The 24,028-nt window shown below is 46.2% G+C and carries 21 protein-coding genes; 8 read left to right on the forward strand and 13 right to left on the reverse strand.

The genetic code is table 11. The features are described 5' to 3' along the window. Positions 1–3 precede the first annotated feature (3 nt). From hisD to hisIE, 7 genes are read left to right on the forward strand one after another with little or no spacing between them, the layout of a single operon-like run. Complete coding sequence (gene hisD / locus ACM5QY_RS18080; protein ID WP_416122071.1) at positions 4–1,317, forward strand: histidinol dehydrogenase; 1,314 nt, start codon at positions 4–6, stop codon at positions 1,315–1,317. Next, positions 1,317–2,450 (forward strand): histidinol-phosphate transaminase, encoded by a 1,134-nt coding sequence (gene hisC, locus ACM5QY_RS18085; protein ID WP_416122072.1) that lies wholly within the window; start codon positions 1,317–1,319, stop codon positions 2,448–2,450. The genes hisD and hisC overlap by 1 nt, the downstream gene beginning before the upstream one ends. Continuing rightward, positions 2,447–3,529: a bifunctional histidinol-phosphatase/imidazoleglycerol-phosphate dehydratase HisB gene (hisB, locus tag ACM5QY_RS18090; protein ID WP_416122073.1), complete on the forward strand. Its 1,083-nt coding sequence runs from the start codon at positions 2,447–2,449 to the stop codon at positions 3,527–3,529. The genes hisC and hisB overlap by 4 nt, the downstream gene beginning before the upstream one ends. Further along, on the forward strand, positions 3,529–4,119 hold the full coding sequence (gene hisH, locus ACM5QY_RS18095) for an imidazole glycerol phosphate synthase subunit HisH (protein ID WP_416122074.1): 591 nt from the start codon (positions 3,529–3,531) through the stop codon (positions 4,117–4,119). Before hisB ends, hisH begins: the two co-directional genes overlap by 1 nt. A 5-nt stretch (positions 4,120–4,124) precedes the next feature. Beyond that, a complete protein-coding gene (gene hisA / locus ACM5QY_RS18100; protein WP_416122075.1) occupies positions 4,125–4,862 on the forward strand; it encodes a 1-(5-phosphoribosyl)-5-[(5-phosphoribosylamino)methylideneamino]imidazole-4-carboxamide isomerase in 738 nt (245 codons plus the stop codon). Beyond that, positions 4,844–5,617 (forward strand): imidazole glycerol phosphate synthase subunit HisF, encoded by a 774-nt coding sequence (gene hisF, locus ACM5QY_RS18105; protein WP_416122076.1) that lies wholly within the window; start codon positions 4,844–4,846, stop codon positions 5,615–5,617. Before hisA ends, hisF begins: the two co-directional genes overlap by 19 nt. Positions 5,618–5,640: 23 nt before the next feature. Next, the gene (gene hisIE / locus ACM5QY_RS18110) at positions 5,641–6,255 is read left to right on the forward strand and encodes a bifunctional phosphoribosyl-AMP cyclohydrolase/phosphoribosyl-ATP diphosphatase HisIE (RefSeq protein ID WP_416122924.1); all 615 of its coding nucleotides are present in this window, start codon (positions 5,641–5,643) and stop codon (positions 6,253–6,255) included. Between the two features lie 67 nt (positions 6,256–6,322). Here the strand turns inward: hisIE and wzzB are convergent, their stop codons facing one another. The 12 genes from wzzB to galU all read right to left on the reverse strand — a co-directional run bounded on the left by wzzB (position 6,323) and on the right by galU (position 20,027). Then, positions 6,323–7,315, reverse strand: a complete 993-nt coding sequence (gene wzzB / locus ACM5QY_RS18115) for an LPS O-antigen chain length determinant protein WzzB (RefSeq protein ID WP_416122077.1) — start codon at positions 7,313–7,315, stop codon at positions 6,323–6,325. Positions 7,316–7,518: 203 nt separating this feature from the next. Beyond that, the gene (gene gndA, locus ACM5QY_RS18120; RefSeq protein WP_416122078.1) at positions 7,519–8,928 is read right to left on the reverse strand and encodes an NADP-dependent phosphogluconate dehydrogenase; all 1,410 of its coding nucleotides are present in this window, start codon (positions 8,926–8,928) and stop codon (positions 7,519–7,521) included. 234 nt (positions 8,929–9,162) lie between these two features. Then, complete coding sequence (locus ACM5QY_RS18125) at positions 9,163–10,071, reverse strand: glycosyltransferase (RefSeq protein ID WP_416122079.1); 909 nt, start codon at positions 10,069–10,071, stop codon at positions 9,163–9,165. 39 nt (positions 10,072–10,110) lie between these two features. Next, positions 10,111–11,175, reverse strand: coding sequence for an EpsG family protein (locus ACM5QY_RS18130; protein ID WP_416122080.1), 1,065 nt, complete (start codon positions 11,173–11,175; stop codon positions 10,111–10,113). Further along, complete coding sequence (locus ACM5QY_RS18135; RefSeq protein ID WP_416122081.1) at positions 11,175–12,095, reverse strand: glycosyltransferase family 2 protein; 921 nt, start codon at positions 12,093–12,095, stop codon at positions 11,175–11,177. The genes ACM5QY_RS18130 and ACM5QY_RS18135 overlap by 1 nt, the downstream gene beginning before the upstream one ends. A gap of 133 nt (positions 12,096–12,228) precedes the next feature. Beyond that, entirely contained in the window at positions 12,229–13,488 is a 1,260-nt protein-coding gene (locus ACM5QY_RS18140; protein ID WP_416122082.1) for a flippase, read from the reverse strand. Between the two features lie 101 nt (positions 13,489–13,589). Continuing rightward, entirely contained in the window at positions 13,590–14,138 is a 549-nt protein-coding gene (rfbC, locus tag ACM5QY_RS18145; RefSeq protein ID WP_416122083.1) for a dTDP-4-dehydrorhamnose 3,5-epimerase, read from the reverse strand. A 5-nt stretch (positions 14,139–14,143) separates the two neighbouring features. Next, complete coding sequence (gene rfbA, locus ACM5QY_RS18150; RefSeq protein WP_416122084.1) at positions 14,144–15,022, reverse strand: glucose-1-phosphate thymidylyltransferase RfbA; 879 nt, start codon at positions 15,020–15,022, stop codon at positions 14,144–14,146. A gap of 54 nt (positions 15,023–15,076) precedes the next feature. Further along, positions 15,077–15,976 carry a dTDP-4-dehydrorhamnose reductase gene (gene rfbD / locus ACM5QY_RS18155; protein ID WP_416122085.1) on the reverse strand — a complete coding sequence of 300 codons (900 nt, stop codon included), beginning with the start codon at positions 15,974–15,976 and terminating at the stop codon, positions 15,077–15,079. After that, positions 15,976–17,061, reverse strand: a complete 1,086-nt coding sequence (gene rfbB, locus ACM5QY_RS18160) for a dTDP-glucose 4,6-dehydratase (protein WP_416122086.1) — start codon at positions 17,059–17,061, stop codon at positions 15,976–15,978. The genes rfbD and rfbB overlap by 1 nt, the downstream gene beginning before the upstream one ends. 42 nt (positions 17,062–17,103) lie before the next feature. Then, positions 17,104–18,132: a UDP-N-acetylglucosamine--undecaprenyl-phosphate N-acetylglucosaminephosphotransferase gene (gene wecA / locus ACM5QY_RS18165; RefSeq protein ID WP_416122087.1), complete on the reverse strand. Its 1,029-nt coding sequence runs from the start codon at positions 18,130–18,132 to the stop codon at positions 17,104–17,106. Between the two features lie 1,007 nt (positions 18,133–19,139). Next, a complete protein-coding gene (gene galU, locus ACM5QY_RS18170) occupies positions 19,140–20,027 on the reverse strand; it encodes a UTP--glucose-1-phosphate uridylyltransferase GalU (RefSeq protein WP_416122088.1) in 888 nt (295 codons plus the stop codon). 462 nt (positions 20,028–20,489) lie between these two features. Between galU and ACM5QY_RS18175 the strand changes: the two genes are divergently transcribed. Further along, on the forward strand, positions 20,490–22,079 hold the full coding sequence (locus tag ACM5QY_RS18175) for a TerC family protein (protein ID WP_416122089.1): 1,590 nt from the start codon (positions 20,490–20,492) through the stop codon (positions 22,077–22,079). Positions 22,080–22,157: 78 nt separating this feature from the next. Here ACM5QY_RS18175 and asmA read toward each other — a convergent pair whose 3' ends face one another. Continuing rightward, entirely contained in the window at positions 22,158–24,008 is a 1,851-nt protein-coding gene (gene asmA, locus ACM5QY_RS18180; protein ID WP_416122090.1) for an outer membrane assembly protein AsmA, read from the reverse strand. Positions 24,009–24,028 lie beyond the last annotated feature (20 nt).

The raw sequence follows: 24,028 nt of genomic DNA on the forward strand, positions 1-24,028 counted from the left end.
GCCATGAAGCCTGACGCGTTCTCTACCCCTATTGACTGGCAACAATGCGACGAACAACAACGTCGCGACCTGCTGACCCGCCCGGCTATTTCTGCATCCGACCGTATTACTGAATCGGTCAGCGAAATTCTGCGCCGTGTCCGCAGTGAAGGTGACAGCGCGCTGCGCGAGTTTTGCGCCCGCTTTGATAAAACTGAAGTGCAGGATCTTCGTGTCACCGCGGAGCAAATTTCCGCAGCCGCAGCGCGTTTAGGCGATGACGTAAAACAGGCGATGGCGCACGCGGTGCGTAACATCAATACCTTCCATCAGGCGCAGAAACTGGCCGTGGTGGATATTGAAACGCAACCGGGTGTGCGTTGCCAGCAACTGACCCGCCCGATTCAGTCCGTCGGGCTGTACATTCCGGGCGGTTCTGCGCCGCTGGTTTCGACCGTATTAATGTTAGCGACACCGGCACGCATCGCAGGGTGCCAGAAAGTGGTGCTCTGTTCACCACCGCCGGTTGCCGACGAAATTCTGTATGCCGCACAGTTATGTGGCGTGGAAGAGGTGTATCAGCTGGGCGGTGCACAGGCGATCGCAGCCCTTGCGTTTGGCACGGAAACTGTGCCCCGCGTGGCAAAAATCTTCGGGCCGGGCAATGCGTATGTGACCGAAGCGAAGCGTCAGGTCAGCCAGAGCCTGGACGGCGCGGCGATTGATATGCCTGCCGGGCCATCTGAAGTGCTGGTGATTGCAGACAGCGGCGCAACGCCGGATTTCGTGGCCTCTGATTTACTTTCGCAGGCCGAACATGGCCCGGATTCGCAGGTTATTTTACTGACGCCAGATTTGAAAATGGCGCAGGCGGTCGGCGAAGCGGTTGAACGCCAGCTGGCGACGTTATCGCGCAGCGAAATTGCGCGTCAGGCACTGGAAAGCAGCCGCCTGATTGTCGCGAAAGACATCGCGCAGTGTATTGAAATCAGCAACGCCTACGGCCCGGAACATTTGATCCTGCAAACCCGTGAGCCGGAGCAACTGGTCGACAGCATCACCAGCGCCGGTTCCGTTTTTCTCGGCGACTGGTCACCGGAATCCGCGGGCGATTACGCGTCGGGCACCAACCACGTTTTACCGACCTACGGTTACACCGCAACCTGTTCAAGCCTGGGTCTGGCCGATTTTCAGAAACGGATGACCGTTCAGCAGTTAACGCCGGAAGGCTTACTGGGGCTGGCCGATACCATTGAAATACTGGCGCAGGCCGAACAACTGACCGCGCATAAAAACGCAGTCACCTTGCGCGTGAAAGCCTTAAAGGAGCCGCGTTGATGAGCAATGAAAAGAATCTCAGCGTTCAGGCGCTGGCCCGTAAAAACGTGCAGGAACTGACACCTTATCAGTCCGCCCGCCGTCTGGGTGGCAACGGGGATGTGTGGCTTAATGCCAATGAATACGCTATCGCCCCGAATTTTGAACTGACGCAGCAGACGTTTAACCGGTATCCGGAATGTCAGCCCGCGCGGGTGATTAACCGCTACGCCGCCTACGCCGGTGTCGATCCTGAGCAGGTTCTGGTCAGCCGTGGCGCAGATGAAGGCATCGAACTGCTGATCCGCGCATTCTGCGAACCGGGCCAGGACGCCATCCTTTATTGCCCGCCGACTTACGGCATGTACAGCGTGAGCGCGGAAACCATTGGCGTCGAAGGCCGCACAGTTCCGGCTAAAGCCGACTGGTCGCTGGATCTTCCGGCCATCGAAGCCGCGCTGGACGGCGTGAAGCTGGTTTACGTGTGCAGCCCGAACAACCCGACCGGCAATGTTATCGACCCGGATGAAATCCGCGCTGTACTGGAAATGACCCGTGGCCGCGCGATTGTGGCGGTGGACGAGGCGTATATCGAATTCTGCCCGCAGGCGAGCGTTTCCGGCTGGTTGCAGGAATATCCGCACCTCACCATTTTGCGTACGCTGTCGAAAGCCTTTGCGCTGGCCGGTTTGCGCTGCGGCTTCACGCTGGCGAACAGCGAAGTCATCGGCTTATTAATGAAAGTGATCGCGCCTTATCCACTATCTACGCCGGTGGCAGATATCGCCGCACAGGCACTGAGCCCGGAAGGCCTGGCGATGATGCGTCAGCGCGTGGCCGAAGTGATCGAAAACCGCGTCTGGTTGCAGGAAGAGCTGGAGAAATGCGCCTGCGTTGAAGCGGTTTTTGCCAGTGAGACCAACTATGTGCTGGCGCGCTTTACCGCATCAAGCGCAGCATTTAAAAACCTCTGGGATCAGGGCATTATCCTGCGTGACCAGAACAAGCAACCGGGGCTTTCCGGCTGCTTGCGTATTACTATCGGCACTCGGGAAGAATTGCAGAGGGTCATCAGTGCCCTGCAGGCATTACCCGGTGCTGCTGCCGCCTCTATTAATGAAAAACAAAATAGCCCCCGCAAGGAGCACATGTGAGCCAGAGTCCACAATTTCAAAAAACGCTCTTTATTGACCGCGACGGCACCCTGATTTCTGAGCCGCCGGAAGATTTTCAGGTCGATCGTCTGGACAAACTGGCGCTGGAGCCCGGCGTTATTCCGGCCCTGCTGTCCCTGCAAAACGCGGGCTTTAAGCTGGTAATGATCACCAATCAGGACGGGCTGGGCACCGCCAGTTTCCCGCAGGAAACGTTCGATCCGCCCCACAACCTGATGATGCAAATCCTGACTTCTCAGGGCGTGGTTTTCGATGAAGTGCTGATTTGCCCGCACCTGCCGGCGGATCACTGCGATTGCCGTAAACCTAAAACCAAACTGGTGCAGGCTTATCTGGAAAGCGGCGTGCTCGATACCGCCAACAGTTATGTGATTGGTGACCGTGATACCGACATTCAGCTGGCCGCTAATATGGGCATCGCCGGTCTGCGTTATCAGCGCGATACACTGAACTGGGCGAATATTGCGGAGCAACTGACGAAACGCGACCGTCACGCCAAAGTGAACCGCGTGACCCGTGAAACGGCGATTGACGTGGATGTCTGGCTGGATCGCGAAGGCGACAGCAAGATCCGCACCGGTGTCGGCTTCTTCGACCACATGCTGGATCAGATCGCCACACACGGCGGTTTCCGGATGAACATCGAAGTGAAAGGTGATTTGTACATTGACGATCACCACACCGTTGAAGACACGGCGCTGGCGTTGGGTGAAGCCATTAATAAAGCCCTGGGCGATAAGCGCGGTATTGGCCGTTTTGGTTTTGTGTTGCCGATGGATGAATGTCTGGCGCGCTGCGCACTGGATATTTCCGGCCGGCCGCACCTGGAATATAAGGCAGAGTTTAACTATCAGCGCGTCGGCGATCTGAGTACGGAAATGGTCGAGCACTTCTTCCGTTCACTGTCTTACGCGATGGCCTGTACCCTGCACCTGCGCACTAAAGGCAAGAATGATCACCATCGCGTGGAAAGCCTGTTCAAAGCATTCGGACGGACACTTCGCCAGGCGATCCGTGTCGACGGTAATACGTTGCCGAGCTCGAAAGGAGTGCTGTGATGAATGTCGTTATCCTGGATACCGGTTGTGCCAACCTCTCTTCCGTGAAATATGCGGTTCAGCGTCTGGGGTTTGAACCGAGGGTGAGCCGTGATGCGGAGATTGTCTTGCATGCCGATAAGCTTTTTTTACCGGGCGTGGGGACTGCGCAAGCGGCGATGGAACAACTCGAACAGCGCGAACTGATTGCGCTGATCAAAGCCTGTACTCAGCCGGTGCTGGGGATTTGTCTCGGGATGCAACTGCTGGCGTCTTCCAGTGAAGAAAACGGCGGGATTGATACGCTGGGAATTATCGAAACGCCGGTACGCCGGATGCAAGATCACGGTTTGCCGCTGCCGCACATGGGCTGGAACCAGGTGACAGCGCATGCAGACAGCCGTTTATTCCGTGGCATTGATGAAAATGCGTACTTCTATTTCGTCCACGGATTCGCCATGCCGGTGTGTGAAAACACGGTCGCGCAGACGCTTTACGGTGAGCCTTTCAGCGCTGCCGTGCAAAAAGACAACTTCTTCGGCGTGCAGTTTCACCCCGAGCGTTCCGGAGCGGCGGGCGCACAGTTGCTGAAAAACTTTCTGGAGATGTAAACAGGATGATTATCCCGGCTTTAGATTTGATCGAAGGCAGCGTGGTGCGTTTGCATCAGGGCGATTACGGCCAGCAGCGTGATTATGGCAACGACCCGCTTCCGCGTTTGCAGGATTATCAGCAACAAGGTGCTGAGGTTTTGCATCTGGTTGACTTAACCGGCGCGAAAGATCCGGCGGCACGCCAGATCCCGTTGCTGACAACATTGCTGGCGGGCGTTTCTGTTCCCGTTCAGGTCGGCGGCGGTATACGCACCGAACAGGACGTAGAAGCGTTGCTGAATGCCGGTGCAACACGCGTCGTCGTCGGCTCGACGGCGGTGAAAGATCCTGAGATGGTTCAGGACTGGTTCAGACGTTTTGGTGCGGATGCGCTTGTTCTCGCGCTCGACGTCCGTATTGCTGCTGATGGCACTAAAAATGTTGCCGTCAGCGGCTGGCAGGAAAATTCCAATTCCACACTCGAAGAGATTGTGGAACAGTTTCTGCCCTTCGGCCTGAAACACGTTCTGTGCACGGATATTTCCCGCGACGGGACGCTGGCCGGTTCTAACGTTGAGCTGTACCGTGAAGTGACCGTGCGTTTTCCGCAGGTCGCTTTTCAGGCTTCTGGCGGTATCGGTTCATTGCAGGACATCGCCAATCTGCGTGACAGCGGCGTGAAAGGTGTGATTGTCGGGCGGGCTTTACTCGACGGTAAATTCAATGTGACGGAGGCAATTTCATGCTGGCAAAACGGATAATCCCCTGCCTCGACGTTAAAGACGGTCAGGTCGTAAAAGGCGTGCAGTTCCGCAATCACGAAATCATTGGCGACATCGTCCCGCTGGCGCAGCGTTATGCACAAGAAGGTGCCGATGAACTGGTGTTCTACGACATCACCGCTTCAAGCGATGGCCGCGTGGTGGATAAAAGCTGGGTATCGCGCGTGGCAGAAGTCATTGATATCCCGTTTTGTGTCGCGGGCGGGATTAAAAGCCTGGAAGACGCGGGCCGGATTTTGCAGTATGGCGCCGATAAAATCTCCATCAACTCTCCTGCGCTTGCTGACCCGACGTTGATCAGCCGTCTCGCCGACCGTTATGGTGTACAGTGCATTGTTGTGGGCATCGATACCTGGCACGACGCGGCAACCGACACGTATCAGGTTCATCAGTTTACCGGCGATGAGGCACGTACCAAAGTGACCACCTGGCAGACGATTGACTGGGTGAAGGAAGTGCAGGAACGCGGCGCGGGCGAAATCGTGCTGAACATGATGAATCAGGACGGCGTACGCAACGGCTACGATCTGGAACAGCTGAAGATGATCCGAGAAGTCTGCCATGTTCCGCTTATTGCTTCTGGCGGGGCGGGCACGATGCCGCATTTCCTCGACGCTTTCCGTGAAGCACGCGTTGATGGCGCACTGGCCGCTTCGGTGTTCCACAAACAAATTATCAATATTGGCGAGCTGAAAAGCTATTTAGCTGAAAATGGCGTGGAGATCCGCTTGTGAGCAATCAGGAAGTAAAAACCGGTCTGCTGACCGGGGAACAAATCAGCCAGCTCGACTGGGAAAAAGTCGATAACCTGATGCCAGCTATCATCCAGCACGCGGTGTCTGGCGAAGTGCTGATGCTTGGCTACATGAATCAGGATGCACTGAGCGTCACGCAATCTTCGGGTAAAGCGACATTCTATTCCCGCACCAAAGAACGTCTGTGGACCAAAGGCGAGACCTCAGAAAACTATCTCAACGTGGTCAGTATTACGCCTGACTGCGATAACGATACCTTGCTGGTTCTGGTCAATCCGGTTGGCCCGACGTGCCACAAAGGCAATAACAGCTGCTTCCACCCTGCTGAAACCGACTGGGCATTTTTGTACCAACTTGAAGAGCTGCTGGCATCGCGTAAAACTGCTGATCCGGAAAGCTCATACACCGCCAAACTGTACGCCAGCGGCACCAAACGCATCGCACAGAAAGTCGGTGAAGAAGGCGTGGAAACTGCGCTGGCAGCAACCGTTAACGACCGTTTTGAGCTGAAAAACGAAGCGTCAGACTTGGTATACCACCTGCTGGTGTTGTTGCAGGATCAGGATTTGAACCTGAGCGCAGTGATCGACAACCTGCGTCAACGTCATAAGAAATAACAGCAATCTTAAGACGTAAAAAAGCCGCCTTTGCAGATGCATTGGCGGCTTTTTTTATGACAATAAATCAGCTACGTGGTGAATAGTTTTTCACCATGTTGCGACCCAGGACGATTACTGAGCCTAAAATAATTCCGACCAACGCACCCAGCACAAGGATCAGACTCTTCTTCGGGCTGTCACGATGAATTGGAAGATTAGGCTTCATCACATAACGAAGAGCATAGGTAGTATCCGGCTTAGACTTTAATGCGCTAATTGCCAATAGAGTCTGACGAGCCTGATAATAAGAGCCTTCAAGAGGTAATGGACGCGTCGCTTCGTTTTTAATCGTAGAAGAAAGTGCATTGCTCCCCAGAACAAAAAGCGTGTCTTCGGAAAGAGTTTCAGCCTGTTGTACCAACGTATCTTTAATATTGGACTGTTGAGCTACGAGCAAAGCCTGGTTTAATATCTGCAGGCGACGATCTTTCTTCTCCTGAGCAACTTTCTCTTGGGTTTCCAAATCGACTTTAATATCGTCAATTTTGGAATTAATACTTGTCTGCAGGTCACCATCCAACTCACTTACCACCCGCTTATTAATCTGCTGGATGTATGTGGTCAGCGTCTTTTGTGCTTCCCCAGCTGATTTTGACGTATAGCTAATTTTAAGCGGTACAGTTTGATCTTTAACCGCGGGAGCTATGGTCAGTTTTTCGGGTTGGACCTGATTATCAAGCTGTTCAGCTAAAGCGGAAATCGCTGAGTTGAAGCGGCTGAAAAAACGTTGTTGGACATCAACCACAGTGGGGGCATTCGCTGGATTCTGGCTATATAAAACGGCCATCGCATTGTTATAATTAGCAATCTGACCAGAATCCGGGTACGTAACAATTGCTTCAGACGTCCATTTCTGTTTAGCGACGAACAAGTATGCTGTTGCCAAAATAATGGTCAAAACCATTATTGAAACGATTACCCATTTACCGCGCCACAATTGCAAAACCAGGTCGATCAGATCGATTTCTTCGTTTTGCTTTGCAGGCTGATTTTTCGTCATTTTAATATCTTGATTCATGTTTACCCTAAAAAGAAACAGTCACAATTTACCAGTAATTTGCGTCTGAAGATTATAGACTTGTTTCTATTAAAAATTTATATGAAAAGTAATAATTTTCGTAAGAATTGACTGAAAAGGTCATAGCAGAAAATAGGCGGTAGTGGGATATTTTCAAAAAAAACGCCCCAAATCCGGGGCGTTTATGTAAAGACGAGTAAAAATCAATCCAACCATTCAGTGTGGAATACGCCGTCTTTATCAGTGCGTTTGTAAGTATGTGCACCGAAGTAGTCACGCTGTGCCTGGATCAGGTTAGCGGGCAGAACCGCTGAGCGGTAACTGTCATAGTAGTTGATCGCAGCAGAGAACGTTGGCGTCGGGATACCGTTCTGAACGGCATAAGATACGACGTCACGCAGCGCCTGCTGATATTCGTCAGCAATATTTTTGAAGTACGGAGCCAGCAACAGGTTAGCGATGGACGCGTTTTCAGCGTAAGCATCGGTAATTTTCTGCAGGAACTGAGCACGGATGATACAACCTGCGCGGAAGATTTTCGCGATTTCGCCGTAGTTCAGATCCCAGTTGTTCTCGTCAGAAGCTGCTTTGAGCTGTGAAAAGCCCTGCGCGTAAGAAACGAGTTTACCCAGGTACAGAGCACGACGAACTTTCTCGATAAACTCAGCTTTGTCACCCGCGAAAGGTTTAACAGCCGGACCGGACAACACTTTAGAAGCCGCTACACGCTGATCTTTCAAAGAGGACAGGTAACGTGCAAAAACAGACTCGGTGATCAGCGTCAGGGGTTCGCCCAGATCAAGAGAGCTCTGGCTGGTCCATTTACCGGTGCCTTTGTTCGCTGCTTCATCGAGAATCACGTCGACCAGGTATTTACCTTCTTCGTCTTTCTTGGTGAAGATGTCTTTGGTGATGTCGATCAGGTAGCTGCTCAGCTCGCCTTTGTTCCATTCTGCGAAGGTGGTGGCCAGCTCTTCGTTGCTCAGGTTCAGAGACTGTTTTAACAGAGAATAGGCTTCTGCGATCAGCTGCATGTCGCCATATTCGATACCGTTATGAACCATCTTAACGTAGTGACCTGCACCATCCGCACCAATGTACGCTACACAAGCGTCGCCATCTTCAGCACGTGCTGCGATTTTTTCAAGAATTGGCGCAACCAGTGCGTACGCTTCTTTCTGACCGCCAGGCATGATGGATGGGCCTTTCAGTGCGCCCTCTTCACCGCCGGAAACACCGGTACCGATGAAGTTGAAGCCCTGCTCAGACAGTTCGCGGTTACGGCGAATGGTGTCTTTATAATAGGTGTTGCCGCCATCGATCAGGATGTCGCCTTTATCCAGGTGCGGAGTCAGGGATGCAATGGTTTTGTCAGTTGCTTCACCGGCTTTAACCATCAGCAAGATACGACGTGGTTTTTCCAGTGATTCAACAAACTCTTCGACGGTGTAGTGCGGAACCAGATTTTTACCCGGGTTTTCTGCGATGACTTCATCAGTCTTGTCGCCAGAACGGTTAAAAATGGAAACGGAATAACCGCGGCTTTCGATGTTAAGCGCGAGGTTACGGCCCATGACCGCCATACCGACAACGCCGATCTGTTGTTTGGACATTACATACTCCTGTCTTTTGGATGGTTGCTACGACTTCAATGCCGCACTGGATACGTTCCCGATGTTAACCCAGCTACAAGGGGTGTGGGTAGAGTTTGATGTTAAAATCGATTCCATCGGAAATAACTTGCGTGGATAGCACAAAAGTATATTGACAAACTTAAAGAACCTTCAAATACGAGGTGTTTAGATGAGATATGTTGAGCGAAAAGTAGCTTTTAATTATCCAAACGTTTAAAAGAGATGAACTATGCATAAAATTAGTAGTGCGCACTTATCTCGTAGGCGTCTTCTACATTTAAACGCACTTAATGCAAGTCCATTATAATTAACTTGGCCTTTAACAAGATTTTTTTTAATGAACGGATGACTTTTAGCGCCTAACACATTAATAACTTTAAAGACTTCACCTTGGTACCATTTGCTTTTAACCAATTTGAGTCTTTTAAAATAAGCCGTGAGGTTTACGTTTGCTCCAACTTGGTTATTTGCGTGCTGGCGATACAACATAGAAGGCTTTTTATCGATATACCACCCATAATTATTAAATCTTGCATACGCATAAATAAGCCAGTCATGAGCCACTACAAGTTCAGCGTCATGCCTATTTTCCTGAACAAAGTGTTTAAACTGGTTGGCCAAACGATTAGTAAGCACATAGGTGCACCCAGGTCCAGCCGGTTCAAAAAAGAAGTCATACGCAACTTGCTTTTGAGCTTTATCAATTAGGCACGTCTTTCCATCAGGCCAAAATGCTGTCACATTGCTCGAGTAACCATCACACGTGTTAGCGTTTAGTGCATTGATTGCATCTATGAGTTTTGTTGGTAACCAGATATCATCTTGATCAGCGAGACTAATATAATCAAAACCCGTGAAATCAACATCGACGAAAAGCCTTAAGAAATTTTTACCAGCACCACCAAAACGTGCACCATATTTCAATATTTCAATATTATCATAAACCTGAGATAATTCCTGGCAGGCTTCATAAGTGGAATCAGTGGAAAGGTCAACACTTATAAATATTGTGATTTGTACATCTGACTGATTTAGTATTGATTCTATTTGTTCAGATAACCAATCAATCCCGTTATAGGCTGCAAAGAGCACAGCAATTTTTGGTTTAACTGTTTGGATCATGGGAATGCTAAGACTCCTGGGCAATTTACCCTTTTCGCTCTAGAAAAAATAACTAATATAGTCGTTAACTATCTTAGTAGAGGATACAAAAAACATAACAGATACAGCGCCGATAACAGAAAAATAGATTAACTTGCTATTTTTTTCAAGATAAAGCAAGGGTAGCACCAGTAATGCCATGTCAAAGAAGCCAAGGACTTCAACCAGTCTCAGCGCAATTGAATCATTCCAAGAAAAGGCAGCATTTAGAAAAAGACTTATTGATGCGACAAAAGGATAAATTCTGTAATGAACAGATGTTTTTCTGTACATAAAGAACATAACCCCATAAAATGCAACAAGTCTTACCAGATAATAAAACGAAAACAACGAAATATGTTCAGTCGCATATTCTCCAGAGAGATAAACATTAATACGTGAGGAGTCGAGATAAGGAAGCACTGTTTTAATAAATGCTCCCATGAATATACCCGCCACAGGCAGTGCAAGCAATAATGTAGTGAAGGATTTTCTATTGGCGAAAGTAATATAAGCTAAATAAACTAATGGTAAAAGTATAGCTGAGAGGTGAACTGAAACTCCCAATAGAATTATAAAACACCCTAGAATTTTACTTTTATTTAGTAACTTAAGTACACCATATGAGGCCATTGCAATCGCAAGTCCGGCCCTAATTTGCGTGAAATCATGTACTATAATAAATCGAGATAAGATCACTAGAAATATCAGTAAACAGTACTGCCCATCGAAAACCAAGCTAGCAAACTTAAGTTTGAAAAAAAGCGATAAGAAAGCAATGATTATAAAAAAGAGTACATAACTATCATCAAATAGGGATGTAAACATGTATATTAGAATGAAACCAACATCCTTACCTTGCTTAAATATCTCACCGAAATCTCCGCCTATCTCGTCAAGCCAACTAATATAATTTTGATAATCGTGATCAACACCTGGCGTACGACTGCCAATAATTATAGACAAAATAATTAACATTGGGAGGAGGTATAGAGTATAGGGTATTTTTTTACTTTCCACTTGAGTAAACAACAAGCTAATAATAAAAACATAAAAAGCTGTCGTTACAAAAATAAAGTAAAACATTATTTGAAATACCCCTTATACATCCGTCCAACCACACCATCTAGGAATGCTTTGGTGAGCAGGCTTACTGAATATAGTTTTCTTTTGGATAAATAGGAAAACATAATAATATAATATGGAATTTTCACAATAAGCAAAAACTTACTTTTAAATTTTAAATTATTTCTGAATAAAAGGTATGAAGCATTTCTTACTATGAAGTAATTTCGAAAATCCGAATGAAGATTTATATTCCTACCCAAAAACTGTACATAACTATCTCCAATGCTGTGTTTCATTTGAACCGAAGAAACGATAAAAGAATCATATCCTAATTTACTACAGCGCTCTCCCCATTCAATATCTACCCAGTCTATGAATAATTTTTCATCCATCACACCAGTCACATCCAATATCGATAATCTGATTAAACTTCCAGAGGCAATAATGTAATCACTTTTAAAGTAAGGAATATCTTCAGTAATAGGAATTCTTTTAATTCTAAAAAATTTAACGCATACTGCTGGACCGATATGGCCTGACTTTTCATCAATAAACGAAGGTCCAACTGCAGCGACTTTAACGTCATTTTTTAAAAGTTCTTTTTCTGCTTCTAGTAGCTTCTCCGTCATAAAAGCAGGTAGTTCACTATCTTGGTCTAGCAACAAAACATGGCTAAAGTTATTATTTTTCGCATAATCGATACCTCTATTTTGAGCATATGCAATGCCGTGATTTTCATTAAATGGCTCGTAGCTCAAACTTGCACCGTAATGGGAAAACTCCGAATCCATTTTTGCTAGTTCAACATCAGGTGTATTATCAACCAGGCGAACCTGCCCAACTTGATTAATCACGCTTTTTAGCAATCTGTGTAGAACAATCAAATCTGGGTTATACAAAACAACTATCGCACATACTTTTTTAAAATCAGAAATCATTTACAACCCCATACCATTTTTAATTAGTAATTAATCAGGACGGAAAATATTTGCACTGATAACAGTGTCAGATAAAATTTTTACGTCTACAAATTAATTATGGTGTTCCTTAAAATAAATTATTATTTTGATATCAATTTGAACGATACGACTTTATACATTTATCAGAAATTATAATAAGTAAAAAACAATCTACAATAACTCGTAATGACCATGCGTAAGCGGCACCTATAAGCCCGAATTTTGACACGCAAAAATATAATATTAATAGATAAGGTATGACTTCTATGCAATGAAGAAATGCAGTGAGTTTGGCTTTACCAACGGATTGTATAGCTGCAAATGGGATCGCAGCTATAGAATTGAAAAAGAAACCAAAGAGCAGAACGCATAATATCGAAGTGGAATTTTCGGCGTAGTCCTTACCCATCCAAATATAGAGGATTTTATACGAAAAAAAACCACCTAAAATAACAACCGGTAAAATACCGATAGCCATCAGCTTGTATGAAAAACTTAACTGCGTGCGAAAGTCTTTAGAATCTACAATATTACTTAAACGCGGAAAAACTGCTCTGGCCAATGCTCCTGGTATAACACCAAGCCTTGCTATTGCTTCAGAGGGTGCTGTGTAATAACCAACGACTTTGGCACCAAATATATTCGCTATTACGAAACGGTCGAAATAAACCATCACTGGGCTAATAATATTACTAACTGTCATCCATCCTCCAAAGAAGATGAGTCTCTTAAATGTATTGAAATGGAAACGTATTTTTGCTTCAACAATTTCTTTTCTAACAAAGATAAAAGCAACAATTAATGAAAATAAACGACCAATGACAAGACCTATGATTGCGTAAACTAGGCTTGTATGTAGCATTACAAAGAGAGCAGGAAAACCTGCTATTATTGAGCTGGAAATACTTCTTTGAAAATTAACTAGTTGAAACTTTTCATCTCCCTCTAAAATTGAGGTCCAAAGTTGGTTGAGTAGAAACATTGGTATTGAAAAAATTAGAATTTTTAAAGACTGTTCTGCTTCTAAAAAATGTTGCGAAGTAATATTAAGTAAATGTAAAACCTGAGGAATAAGGAAATATAAACCTAATACACAAAAGGAACTAAACACAAAAATAAACGAAGTTGCCGTCGACACTATTCTCTTTCGTTCTGCATCATTGTTTCTATAAACAGCTATTTCTCTTACTATAGCGCGAGTCAGCCCAACGTCAAAAATCCCTGCATACCCAACAATGGCTATAGCTATGGTATAAACACCAAACAGTTCAGGCCCAAGGACTCTTGCTAAGTACCCCAAGGCAGGAACCATAATTAAGGTTGGAATTACATAGCCTGATAAATTCCAAATACTATTTTTGATAAGACTCATTATACGCCCATACTATTTATTTAGTCTAAAAAACTCTCACCAGGATGTCGTCCCTGACACCCTGATTATTATTTTTCCGATAAATAGTTAATAAAAAATTCTTAAGAAAAAGATTCGGAATCTTTTAAGAGTTTTGCACTTTCATCCTTTGCAGACAGAAGTGGGATCGTAGTTAATGGCCATTTAATGCCAACATCTGAATCGTTCCATATAACACCACGATCATGCGTCGGTGAGTAGTAATTTGTGGTCTTGTACACGAATTCAGCCGTTTCACTCAATACAAGAAAACCATGCGCGAAGCCTTCTGGGATCCAAAGCTGACGTTTATTTTCTGCAGAAAGATGTACACCAACCCATTTACCAAATGTTGATGAAGTTTTGCGAATATCTACTGCTACGTCGAAAACCTCACCAACAATACATCGGACCAGTTTAGCTTGAGCAAATGGAGGTAACTGGTAATGAAGGCCACGGAGCACACCTTGCGTTGATTTTGAATGGTTGTCTTGTATAAAGTCAACTTTGCGGCCTACAGCCTCTTCAAAAACTTTTTGATTGAAGCTCTCAAAAAAGAAACCACGATCATCACCAAATACTTTCGGCTCAAAAATCAACACATCTGGGATTTCGGTTTTTATTATTTGCATGAGTTTTAATGACCTTTAATCATCTTTAATAGATATTTGCCGTAATCGTTTTTAATCAGTGGCGCAGCCAATTTTTTGACCTGCTCTACATCAATGAATCCTTTTCGATAAGCAATTTCTTCCGGGCACGCTACTTTCAATCCCTGGCGCAGTTCAATGGTCTGAATAAAGTTGCTCGCCTCAATCAGACTCTGATGAGTTCCCGTATCCAACCAAGCATAACCACGTCCCATCATTGCAACGGAAAGACGACCTTCCTCCAAATATAACCTGTTGATATCCGTAATTTCATACTCACCACGTTCAGAAGGCTTTAGACTTTTCGCCATTTTGACAACACTGTTGTCATAGAAGTAAAGCCCTGTAACGGCATAATTGCTTTTTGGCTCAACAGGTTTTTCTTCAAGTGAAATAGCTTTCCCTTCTTTATCAAATTCTACAACACCGTAGCGTTCTGGATCATGAACATGATAGGCAAATACAGTTGCGCCCGACTTCTTAGCAACTGCTGCTTCTAACTGTTTCTGTAAATCATGGCCATAGAAAATATTATCGCCAAGTACCAATGCACAGTTATCATCACCGATAAACTCTTCGCCTATGACAAATGCTTGCGCTAAGCCATCCGGACTTTCCTGCACTTTATATTGAAGATTTAGGCCCCACTGACTGCCATCTCCCAGAAGTTGTTCAAAACGCGGCGTATCTTGTGGAGTGCTGATAATTAGGATATCCCGAATACCCGCAAGCATCAGTGTACTGATCGGGTAATATATCATTGGTTTATCATAAATCGGCAGAAGTTGCTTGCTTACAGCCATAGTAACTGGATAGAGGCGCGTACCCGATCCGCCAGCAAGAATAATTCCTTTACGTGTATTCATATTTAGCTCTCAATTTTTAATGCAGCATTTTAAAAGGCAACACGATATTATCTTTTACAACCCAGTTGGGGTAAATAACTCAGCAAGCATACGTTTTACACCGATATCCCAACTAGGCAAATTCAGATTAAAGGTCTGCTGAAATTTACTGTTATCGAGTCGAGAATTTTGTGGGCGTCGGGCTGGGGTCGGATAAGCGCTCGTTGGAACTGGATGAGTCTGTTTTAGTGCGAGGGGATAACCTGCATTTTGCGCTTCGGCAAAGACAACATTTGCATAATCAAACCAGGTCGTTTCACCTGAAGCCACCAAATGATAGAGACCCGACACTTCAGGCTTACGTAGTGCGGTCATTATTGCGTGGGCGGTACAATCGGCAAGAAGCTCGGCGCCAGTCGGAGCGCCAAATTGGTCATTAATAACAGAAAGTTCTTCCCGATCTTTTGCAAGACGAAGCATAGTTTTAGCGAAGTTGTTACCTTTACCCGCATAAACCCAGCTTGTACGAAAAATCAAATGCTTCTGGCAATTTTGTTGGATGGCAATTTCACCGGCCAGTTTTGTTTCACCGTAGGTATTCAGCGGCCCAGTAGCATCATCTTCAGACCAAGGTTTGTCACCATCTCCCGGGAAAACATAATCTGTTGAATAATGAATCAACCATGCATTAATTGCCTCGGCTTCCTTTGCAATAGCTGCAACACTTGTTGCGTTGAGCAATTGTGCAAAGTCACGTTCCGACTCAGCTTTGTCAACAGCGGTATGCGCTGCAGCATTGACGATAACATCAGGTTTAATGCGACGAACGGTTTCAGCGATTCCTTCAGGGTTACTGAAGTCCCCACAGTATGCTTCTGAATGCACGTCCAGAGCAATCACGTTCCCCAGAGGCGCTAAGGCTCTTTGTAATTCCCAACCCACCTGTCCTGTCTTACCAAAAAGAAGAATATCCATTACTTGCGGTCTCCATAGTTCTGCTCGACCCAGGATTTATAAGCACCACTTTTCACGTTATTAACCCAAACCTGATTATCCAGATACCACTGAACCGTTTTCCGAATCCCGCTATCAAACGTTTCTTGCGGTTTCCAATTCAACTCATGATTAATTTTATCTGCGTCGATAGCATAACGGCGGTCATGCCCCGGGCGGTCTGCGACATAAGTGATCTGTTCACGGTAGGACTGTTCCTTAGGCACAATCTCATCTAATAAATCACAGATACTCAGGACCACATCGAGATTTTTTTTCTCATTGTGACCACCAATATTGTATGTCTCGCCAACCTTACCTTCGGTGACTACGGTGTAAAGTGCTCGGGCATGATCTTCAACATATAACCAGTCGCGAATTTGGTCGCCTTTTCCGTAAATAGGAAGGTTTTTTCCTTCCAGTGCATTCAGAATTACTAATGGAATGAGTTTTTCAGGAAAATGATAGGGCCCATAATTGTTTGAGCAATTCGTCACAATACACGGCAGGCCATAAGTACGCTGCCAGGCACGCACAAGATGGTCACTTGAAGCTTTAGATGAAGAATAAGGACTGCTTGGTGCATAAGCTGTTTTTTCGGTAAAGAGTGGGAGAGGATCTTCGCTATGCCATTCATCAGGATGAGGCAAGTCTCCGTAAACTTCATCTGTAGAAATATGATGAAATCTGAATTTATCCTTTCTTTGTTGGTTTAATTTCGCCCAGTAGCCACGAGTAGCTTCCAACAGCGTATATGTACCAACTATATTGGTCTCGATAAACTCAGCGGGTCCGGTGATAGAGCGATCTACATGACTCTCTGCCGCGAGGTGCATTACTACATCAGGTTGGTGCTCTTCGAATACATGGTTGAGATTATTCAAATCACAGATATCTACTTGAGCAAAAGCGTATCGTTCATTCAAAGAGACAGCACCAAGTGACTCAAGATTACCTGCATATGTCAATTTATCGACATTAACAACCTGGTCATTGGTATTATCAATAATATGGCGAACGACTGCAGAACCAATAAATCCCGCACCACCAGTTACCAGTATTTTCATTTTAGAAATCTCTCTTTTGTTATTGCTCTATAAGTATCAACATTATTCAACTTTCTCAGCTTTTTTCCCCATGGAGTTTATGTATTTGACAAACAATCCAAAGCAAAAAAGGAATAATATTAAAACAGCCAACTGTGAAGTGTTATATTGGTCTAGCATAATACCAATTACTGAAAACGATATTGATATTATCAACACAATGACCAAGGCCTTTATGTGGCTAAAGCCATATTTTAAAAGAATATGATGAAGATGTTCACGGTCAGGCTTGAATGGGCTATCCCCACGCCGAATTCGTGAAATCATGACGCGTACCATATCCATAAGGGGAACTGCAATGAGCCATAAGGCCGTGACGGGATGAATAATGGCAGATTGACCTTGGGTCGCTAAGATAAGCAACCAGATAACCGTAAATCCGATTAATGTACTTCCTGCATCACCCATAAAAACTTTGAACTTCCGCCCCCATGGGATACCCAAATTAAGCAGAATGTAAGGGACACAGGCAATAGTCAAACATATGCACCATTGCGCAAGTTCTTCTTTACCATGTAATCCAAAGACCACCCCCAATGAGGCAAAACTGACACACGACAAAGCACCTAATAATCCATCAATTCCATCAACCATGTTAAAAGCATTAATCGCACTCATTACAGCAAAAATAGTTATTACATACCCAAATATTCCCAGACCTATTGCATGCCCAAGAAAAATGTCGCCCAGCGTAATTAATCTAATGCCACTCACCATCATGATAATAGCAACAATGGCCTGAAGCGCTATACGTGGAGTGACGGGTAAATCAAATCTATCATCTAAGACACCAACACCAAGAAGAAGGGTTACAGAAATAATGTAGTAATAAAAGTCAGGAAACCATTCAGGTTGTAAAAAATAAATAACCCAAATGCAAATATAAATAGATACACCACCAACCAATGGGATGTGACCATTATGGTGTTTTCTCGCATTAGGCTTATCGACCAAACCTATTCGTCGCGCAACCTTACGTGCAATAAATAGAGAAACTAGAGCACTAAAAAATATTATAATATATTCTTGCATGACCGCACCATGTTCTTTAAATTGATATATCAAAAATAATTTATCTAATTTTTAAAAGAGGGTTCTAACTTTTAAAATTAATCAGCATCCTGTTTACTCATCACGTTACAATTCCTTTGAGGCATTTTTTAATTTAATTACCCTCTCCCACTTTTCATTGATACCCAGCTGAAGAATAATGCGCATGAAGGATCTAATGCTTAGAAAGTAAGAAATCTGAAGTATTTCTAATCAAGCGGGCGTATTGGCACTCCACATGTTCGTCCTATTCTATATCAGGCGTCAGTTATGCATACCAATGATAAAAAACCACGCTACCGCCCTTGGCTCCAAAGCTACCAATACACTTATTTCATTGTTTACCTGAAGGTACCAACATGACTCCATGCTTCTGTCAGGGATTTTACACGCATTGCAACATTGACTGAAAGGATTCTTAACCTATTTGGCTTACGCCACAAGATTAAATTATCCCTGCCCCACTAAAAGTGTCTTCCCTCTGCGGAACACGCAAAATGCTTCCACAATCGCTTATAAAATGTTCAGCCATCGAATCATATTTACATTTAACAGCGCCAAGTATTGATGTAAACCTTACAGGTGCTTACATGCACTGAACACAAAATATGCAACGCGCAAATCCATCAATATTAATACCTTATCCCTGCTTCAACCTGATGCTATAGAGCCTAGCGCAATGTGTTTAACAACGCAGTACCAATTATAAACTTTTATTGGTAAAAATCTGATCAATCCCCTTGTATGATTAGATAACAAGCAAGACGCTGCTCAGTCTATAAAAGGTATTAGTTACGATTACGGTAAATGCATTAGCTTTTGTTTGATTGACAATCATCCAGACATCTTAGCCTGGGCTGAAGACTCTCATTGTTAATTCCTTCAGAATTAGAAAAGGGCGTTTCAGGAACATAAAAACAGTTAAGTCTCTATTTGTTATCAATAAAAAAGCACCATAGACTGGTGCTTTTTACGAAACTGTCAACGTTTTACTCTTGCGCAAATTCCTTCAACCATGCCTTGAACGCTTCGCCCTGTGCTTTATGACGGATGCCGTACTCGACGAACGCTTTCATATAGCCCAGTTTGTCACCGCAGTCGTGTGAGCGGCCGGTCATGGAGAAAGCTTCTACGGTTTGCTTTTTCATCAACATAGCAATCGCATCTGTTAACTGAATTTCATTGCCTGCACCATACGGAGTGACAGCCAGCAGAGGCCAGATTGCTTCTGAAAGCACGTAACGACCGACAACCGCGAGGTTGGATGGCGCATCTTTCAGCTCAGGTTTTTCAACGATAGCAGTCATTGGCGCGCTTTCGCCCGGCTCAACTTCCACACCATTACAGTTCACGATACCGTATTTAGACACGTCTTTTTCAGGCACTTCTTCAACCATAACCTGGCTGTTTCCGGTTTCCTGGAAACGGCGCAGCATTGCGGCAAGGTTGTCTTTACGCAGATCGCTGGTTGAATCATCCATCAGAACGTCTGGCAGGATAACGGCAAAAGGTGAGTTACCAATCAGAGGTTTAGCACAAAGTACGGCGTGCCCGAGGCCTTTAGACTGACCCTGACGCACGTTCATGATGGTCACGCCTTTCGGGCAGATCGACTGCACTTCTTCCAGCAGCTGACGCTTAACGCGGGTTTCCAGCATGCTTTCCAGTTCGAATGAGGTATCGAAGTGGTTTTCGATGGCATTTTTGGAAGAATGCGTGACGAGAATGATCTCTTTGATGCCCGCCGCCGCACATTCATTAACGATGTACTGGATTAAAGGCTTGTCGACGATAGGCAACATTTCTTTAGGAATGGCTTTCGTCGCTGGCAACATACGTGTGCCCAGACCGGCAACAGGGATAACAGCTTTTAACATTGTAGAAGATACTCCTTGAAACCTATTGGTGTGTAAATTCAGTCAGTTGGGAGCCAAACATGTCAGGGCGTTCACTGAACTGAAATTGTATAAACAAATTTATTTCCCAGCACGATATTTTCTTCCCTGAGTATAGTCCCTGTGATTTCGTTTAGGGAGACTATACTGCTGACTTTAGGACTCCAGCACCATTCTGTGTATGTCATTACGATACCAGCAAGCAGCACATAACGGTAAGCTAAAGACTTAAAATTAGGAATGTTGAACCTGTTCGCTGATTTTCTGTGCACAATTTGCTGCTTTCCAAAACATCCGTTTAAACTTTTCTCACACCGGACTGTTCTTGTTTCTGTTCATACCCGATATGCGGTAGCACGCTGATTTAGATTTGAAATTTCGCCCTCTGACGCCCATTATTCTACGTGCGACAACCGTCGTGTAACTAAAGGTTAAACAAGCAATATGGAATGGATCGCCGATCCGTCAATCTGGGCCGGGCTGGCTACCCTGGTTATCCTCGAAATTGTCTTAGGGATAGACAACCTGATTTTTATCGCCATTTTGGCAGAAAAGCTTCCCCGCCGGCAGCGCGACAAAGCCCGCGTTACAGGTTTAATGCTGGCATTAGTGATGCGCCTGTTGTTACTGGCGTCGATTTCCTGGCTGTCGACCCTCACCCGCCCTCTTATCACATTGCTCGGGCATGCGTTCAGCGCGCGCGACATGATTATGCTGACCGGCGGCGTATTCCTGCTCTTCAAGGCCACTATGGAACTCAATGAGCGCCTGGAAGGTAAAGATGAAGAGCAGAGTCATCAGCAAAGCCGTGCCAGATTCTGGCCTGTCGTGGCGCAGATTGTGGTTCTTGATGCAGTATTTTCCCTCGACTCGGTGATTACCGCTGTCGGTATGGTGGATCATCTGGCCGTCATGATGGCGGCAGTCTGTATCGCCATCGGGTTGATGCTTCTGGCCAGTAAGCCGCTGACTAAGTTTGTGAACGCGCATCCCACCATCGTTATTTTATGTCTGAGTTTCCTGCTGATGATCGGCTTTAGTCTGGTCGCGGAAGGGTTTGGATATGCGATCCCGAAAGGTTATCTGTACGCGGCTATCGGTTTCTCGGTCATCATTGAAGCGCTCAATCAGCTGGCACAATTTAACCGTAAACGCTTCTTATCTTCGCGCCGCTCTTTACGTGAACGCACGGCGGAGACAGTTCTTCGCGTTTTAAGTGGCAAGCATGAAGAAGCCGAACTGGATGCCCATTCGTCCGGCCTGATTGCTGACAGCGGAGACCAGGACGATGCTATTTTCAACCAGCAGGAACGCAACATGATTGAGCGTGTCCTGGGGCTGGGACAGCGCACGGTCAGCAGCGTGATGACTTCTCGACATGATGTGGATAATCTCGAACTGAATGATCCGATTGAGGTTTTGCGCAATCAAATTGCCGAAAATCAGCACACGCGAATTCTGGTAACAGAAGACAGCTCCACCGATGAACCGCTGGGCGTTGTTCATGTGGTTGATTTACTCAAACAACAACTTCTGCAAAATGAGTTAGATCTCAAAGCGCTGATCCGCCAGCCGTTGATATTCCCGGAGCAACTTTCGTTACTGATGGCACTTGAGCAGTTCCGCCAGGCTAAAACGCACTTTGCTTTTGTCGTGGATGAATTTGGTTCTGTGGAAGGGATCGTGACGCTGACCGACGTGATGGAAACCATCGCCGGGAATCTGCCGGAATCCGATGAACTGCCTGATGCGCGCCACGACATCCAGCAGCAGGAAGACGGAACCTGGATTGCAAATGGCTACATGCCGCTCGAAGATCTGGTGATGTACATTCCCCTGCCGCTCGATGATAAGCGCGAATACCACACGCTGGCGGGCTTACTGATGGAATATACCCAAAGCATTCCGCAGGTCGGCGCGCAGATTGAAATTAACGATTATCTGTATGAGCCGCTCGAAGTCAGCAGTCACCGGATTTTGAAAGTGAAGATCACCCCGCTCAATCCCCCGGTGTCCCACGATTACGAAGTCTGAGTTTCTGCCGTCGGACGTGACCAAAAAAAACGGGGTGCCATTGAGCACCCCGTTTCATTTATATCAACAAAAGCGATGTTACTTTTTCAATAACTTCTGCACTTCATCATCCGCTTTGCTGTTTTTGCGTTTATCAATCCAGTTCTGAATAGCGCTGCGGGCGCTCTGCTCCAGTGACTGACGCAGTATCTGATCGACTTGCAGCTGATAATGCATCTGCGACCACGGCCCGTATATGCGCAGCGGAATATCGGTCGTTTTCAGCGTATTGATCAGATTACTGTCGCCTTTCCAGCCACCCGTCACACGGATCAGCAGATTCATATCGACCTGCTGCCCGGCCATGTTAATGGTGCCATTACCTTTGCCTGATACCATTGGCGACAGCCCTTCCATATCGCTCAGCGTCAGCGTGCCGTCGGCCAGATGCCCTTGCGCATTCAGCGTATCAATCTGGCTGTAGTGCTCGTAACGATCCAGACCCTGAACTTTATCGCTGTTTCTCGCAATGGCCTGCTGGATAAGCTGCTGAATATTCATGCCATTCAGACGGGCATTGTCCATAGACAGCTGCCCGTCGCCCTGCCAGTGCCGCGCGAAATCAGCGGCTGAAAGACCTTCACCACTCACATCACCTTTCAGCGAGAAGTTGCCAGTGATTGCCTTAGGTAGTTCATAAGCCGCCAGCAAATCGCCGAGCTCAATTTTACTGACGTCAGGCACCATGTGAACCTGAATTTTCTTACCTGTAACATCCATTTCGCCGGGTAATGAAAAGTGACCGGTGCCCATATTGCCGCTGAACGTTGACAGTGAAACCTGCCCCTGCTGATTGTCAGCATCAAGTGCCAGGTTCTGGATTTTCATACCGCGGTAAGTGAGATCAGCCACTTTCAGCGCCAGACGCGCATTAAAGGTCTGGAGCTCACTCAGCCCGTTTGGCTGTTCATCGATATCACTGGCAATAACCGGTGCCGAGGTGATGGCCTGAGAGGTCGTGGCCGTTTGTTCCGCCGTTTTCGGCTGCCAGCCGGAAAGCGCATCCAGATCGAGTTTTTCCGCGCTCAGGTTCAGCTGATAATTCGGTTCATCACCCAGTGTGGCCGAAGCCGTACCGGAGATCTGATTATCATTGGCGGTCAGTGCCAGCTGGCTGAGCGTAACGGAATTATTATCCCGCTGATAACTCGCCTGCATTGAACCGTTGCCCTGAACGCCTTTCGCCGGGATATCCGCACCGCTCAGCTGATAGGTAAATTTGCTGATATTGGCTGCAAAGGCCTGCGGATAATGCTGCATATCCAGCTCGGCATTCATCGTGAAGGCTAAATCACGTTGATTACGGTTGATGCGGCTGGAAAGTTGAACCGATGCCTGACGGTTGTCGTCTTTATCGATTTCGAGATTAATGTCGCGCACATTAATCTGCTCATCATCACCGCGCTGCCAGATAAGCAGACTGTCAGCGATGCTGATTTTATCAATGTCGAACTTCCAGCCAGCGTCCAGATCAGACGCACCGGGTGCCACAGGAACCGGAGAAGAAGGCGCAACCGGCGCATCAGGCTGGTTCTCTTCAGTATCCGGCGTTAACCGGATAACGGCATTGTTGAACAGGACCTGCTTGACGGCGAGCTGATGAGAGATGAGAGGCCAGAGTTTGACATCCAGACGCATATTTTCAGCGCTGACCACCGGTTCTTTCGCACCCGGTGCGGTGAGCGAGGTCTGGCCGGCAATGATGCTCAACTGTGGCCAGACGTGCCAGCGCAGTGAGCCATTGATTGCCAGATGGTAACCGCTTTTCATCTCAACCCTTTCCACCATGTACTGACGGAAATCGTTCGGATTGATCAGAAATACCAGCGAAGTCATGCCGGCAATGATAACCACCAGTAAAATCACCAGTGTTGTCAGTAGTCTTCTCATGCCTTCCTCACGTTTTCATC

The sequence above is a fragment of the Rahnella sp. PCH160 genome (assembly GCF_047784855.1).
GTDB lineage: Bacteria > Pseudomonadota > Gammaproteobacteria > Enterobacterales > Enterobacteriaceae > Rahnella.

Bases quoted from the DNA above. Each gene is read 5' to 3' on its own strand.
- hisD (WP_416122071.1), top strand. From the start codon at position 4: ATGAAGCCTGACGCGTTCTCTACCCCTATTGACTGGCAACAATGCGAC.
- hisC (WP_416122072.1), top strand. From the start codon at position 1,317: ATGAGCAATGAAAAGAATCTCAGCGTTCAGGCGCTGGCCCGTAAAAAC.
- hisH (WP_416122074.1), top strand. From the start codon at position 3,529: ATGAATGTCGTTATCCTGGATACCGGTTGTGCCAACCTCTCTTCCGTG.
- hisA (WP_416122075.1), top strand. From the start codon at position 4,125: ATGATTATCCCGGCTTTAGATTTGATCGAAGGCAGCGTGGTGCGTTTG.
- hisF (WP_416122076.1), top strand. From the start codon at position 4,844: ATGCTGGCAAAACGGATAATCCCCTGCCTCGACGTTAAAGACGGTCAG.
- wzzB (WP_416122077.1), bottom strand. From the start codon at position 7,315: ATGAATCAAGATATTAAAATGACGAAAAATCAGCCTGCAAAGCAAAAC.
- gndA (WP_416122078.1), bottom strand. From the start codon at position 8,928: ATGTCCAAACAACAGATCGGCGTTGTCGGTATGGCGGTCATGGGCCGT.
- ACM5QY_RS18125 (WP_416122079.1), bottom strand. From the start codon at position 10,071: ATGATCCAAACAGTTAAACCAAAAATTGCTGTGCTCTTTGCAGCCTAT.
- ACM5QY_RS18130 (WP_416122080.1), bottom strand. From the start codon at position 11,175: ATGTTTTACTTTATTTTTGTAACGACAGCTTTTTATGTTTTTATTATT.
- ACM5QY_RS18135 (WP_416122081.1), bottom strand. From the start codon at position 12,095: ATGATTTCTGATTTTAAAAAAGTATGTGCGATAGTTGTTTTGTATAAC.
- ACM5QY_RS18140 (WP_416122082.1), bottom strand. From the start codon at position 13,488: ATGAGTCTTATCAAAAATAGTATTTGGAATTTATCAGGCTATGTAATT.
- rfbC (WP_416122083.1), bottom strand. From the start codon at position 14,138: ATGCAAATAATAAAAACCGAAATCCCAGATGTGTTGATTTTTGAGCCG.
- rfbA (WP_416122084.1), bottom strand. From the start codon at position 15,022: ATGAATACACGTAAAGGAATTATTCTTGCTGGCGGATCGGGTACGCGC.
- rfbD (WP_416122085.1), bottom strand. From the start codon at position 15,976: ATGGATATTCTTCTTTTTGGTAAGACAGGACAGGTGGGTTGGGAATTA.
- rfbB (WP_416122086.1), bottom strand. From the start codon at position 17,061: ATGAAAATACTGGTAACTGGTGGTGCGGGATTTATTGGTTCTGCAGTC.
- wecA (WP_416122087.1), bottom strand. From the start codon at position 18,132: ATGCAAGAATATATTATAATATTTTTTAGTGCTCTAGTTTCTCTATTT.
- galU (WP_416122088.1), bottom strand. From the start codon at position 20,027: ATGTTAAAAGCTGTTATCCCTGTTGCCGGTCTGGGCACACGTATGTTG.
- ACM5QY_RS18175 (WP_416122089.1), top strand. From the start codon at position 20,490: ATGGAATGGATCGCCGATCCGTCAATCTGGGCCGGGCTGGCTACCCTG.
- asmA (WP_416122090.1), bottom strand. From the start codon at position 24,008: ATGAGAAGACTACTGACAACACTGGTGATTTTACTGGTGGTTATCATT.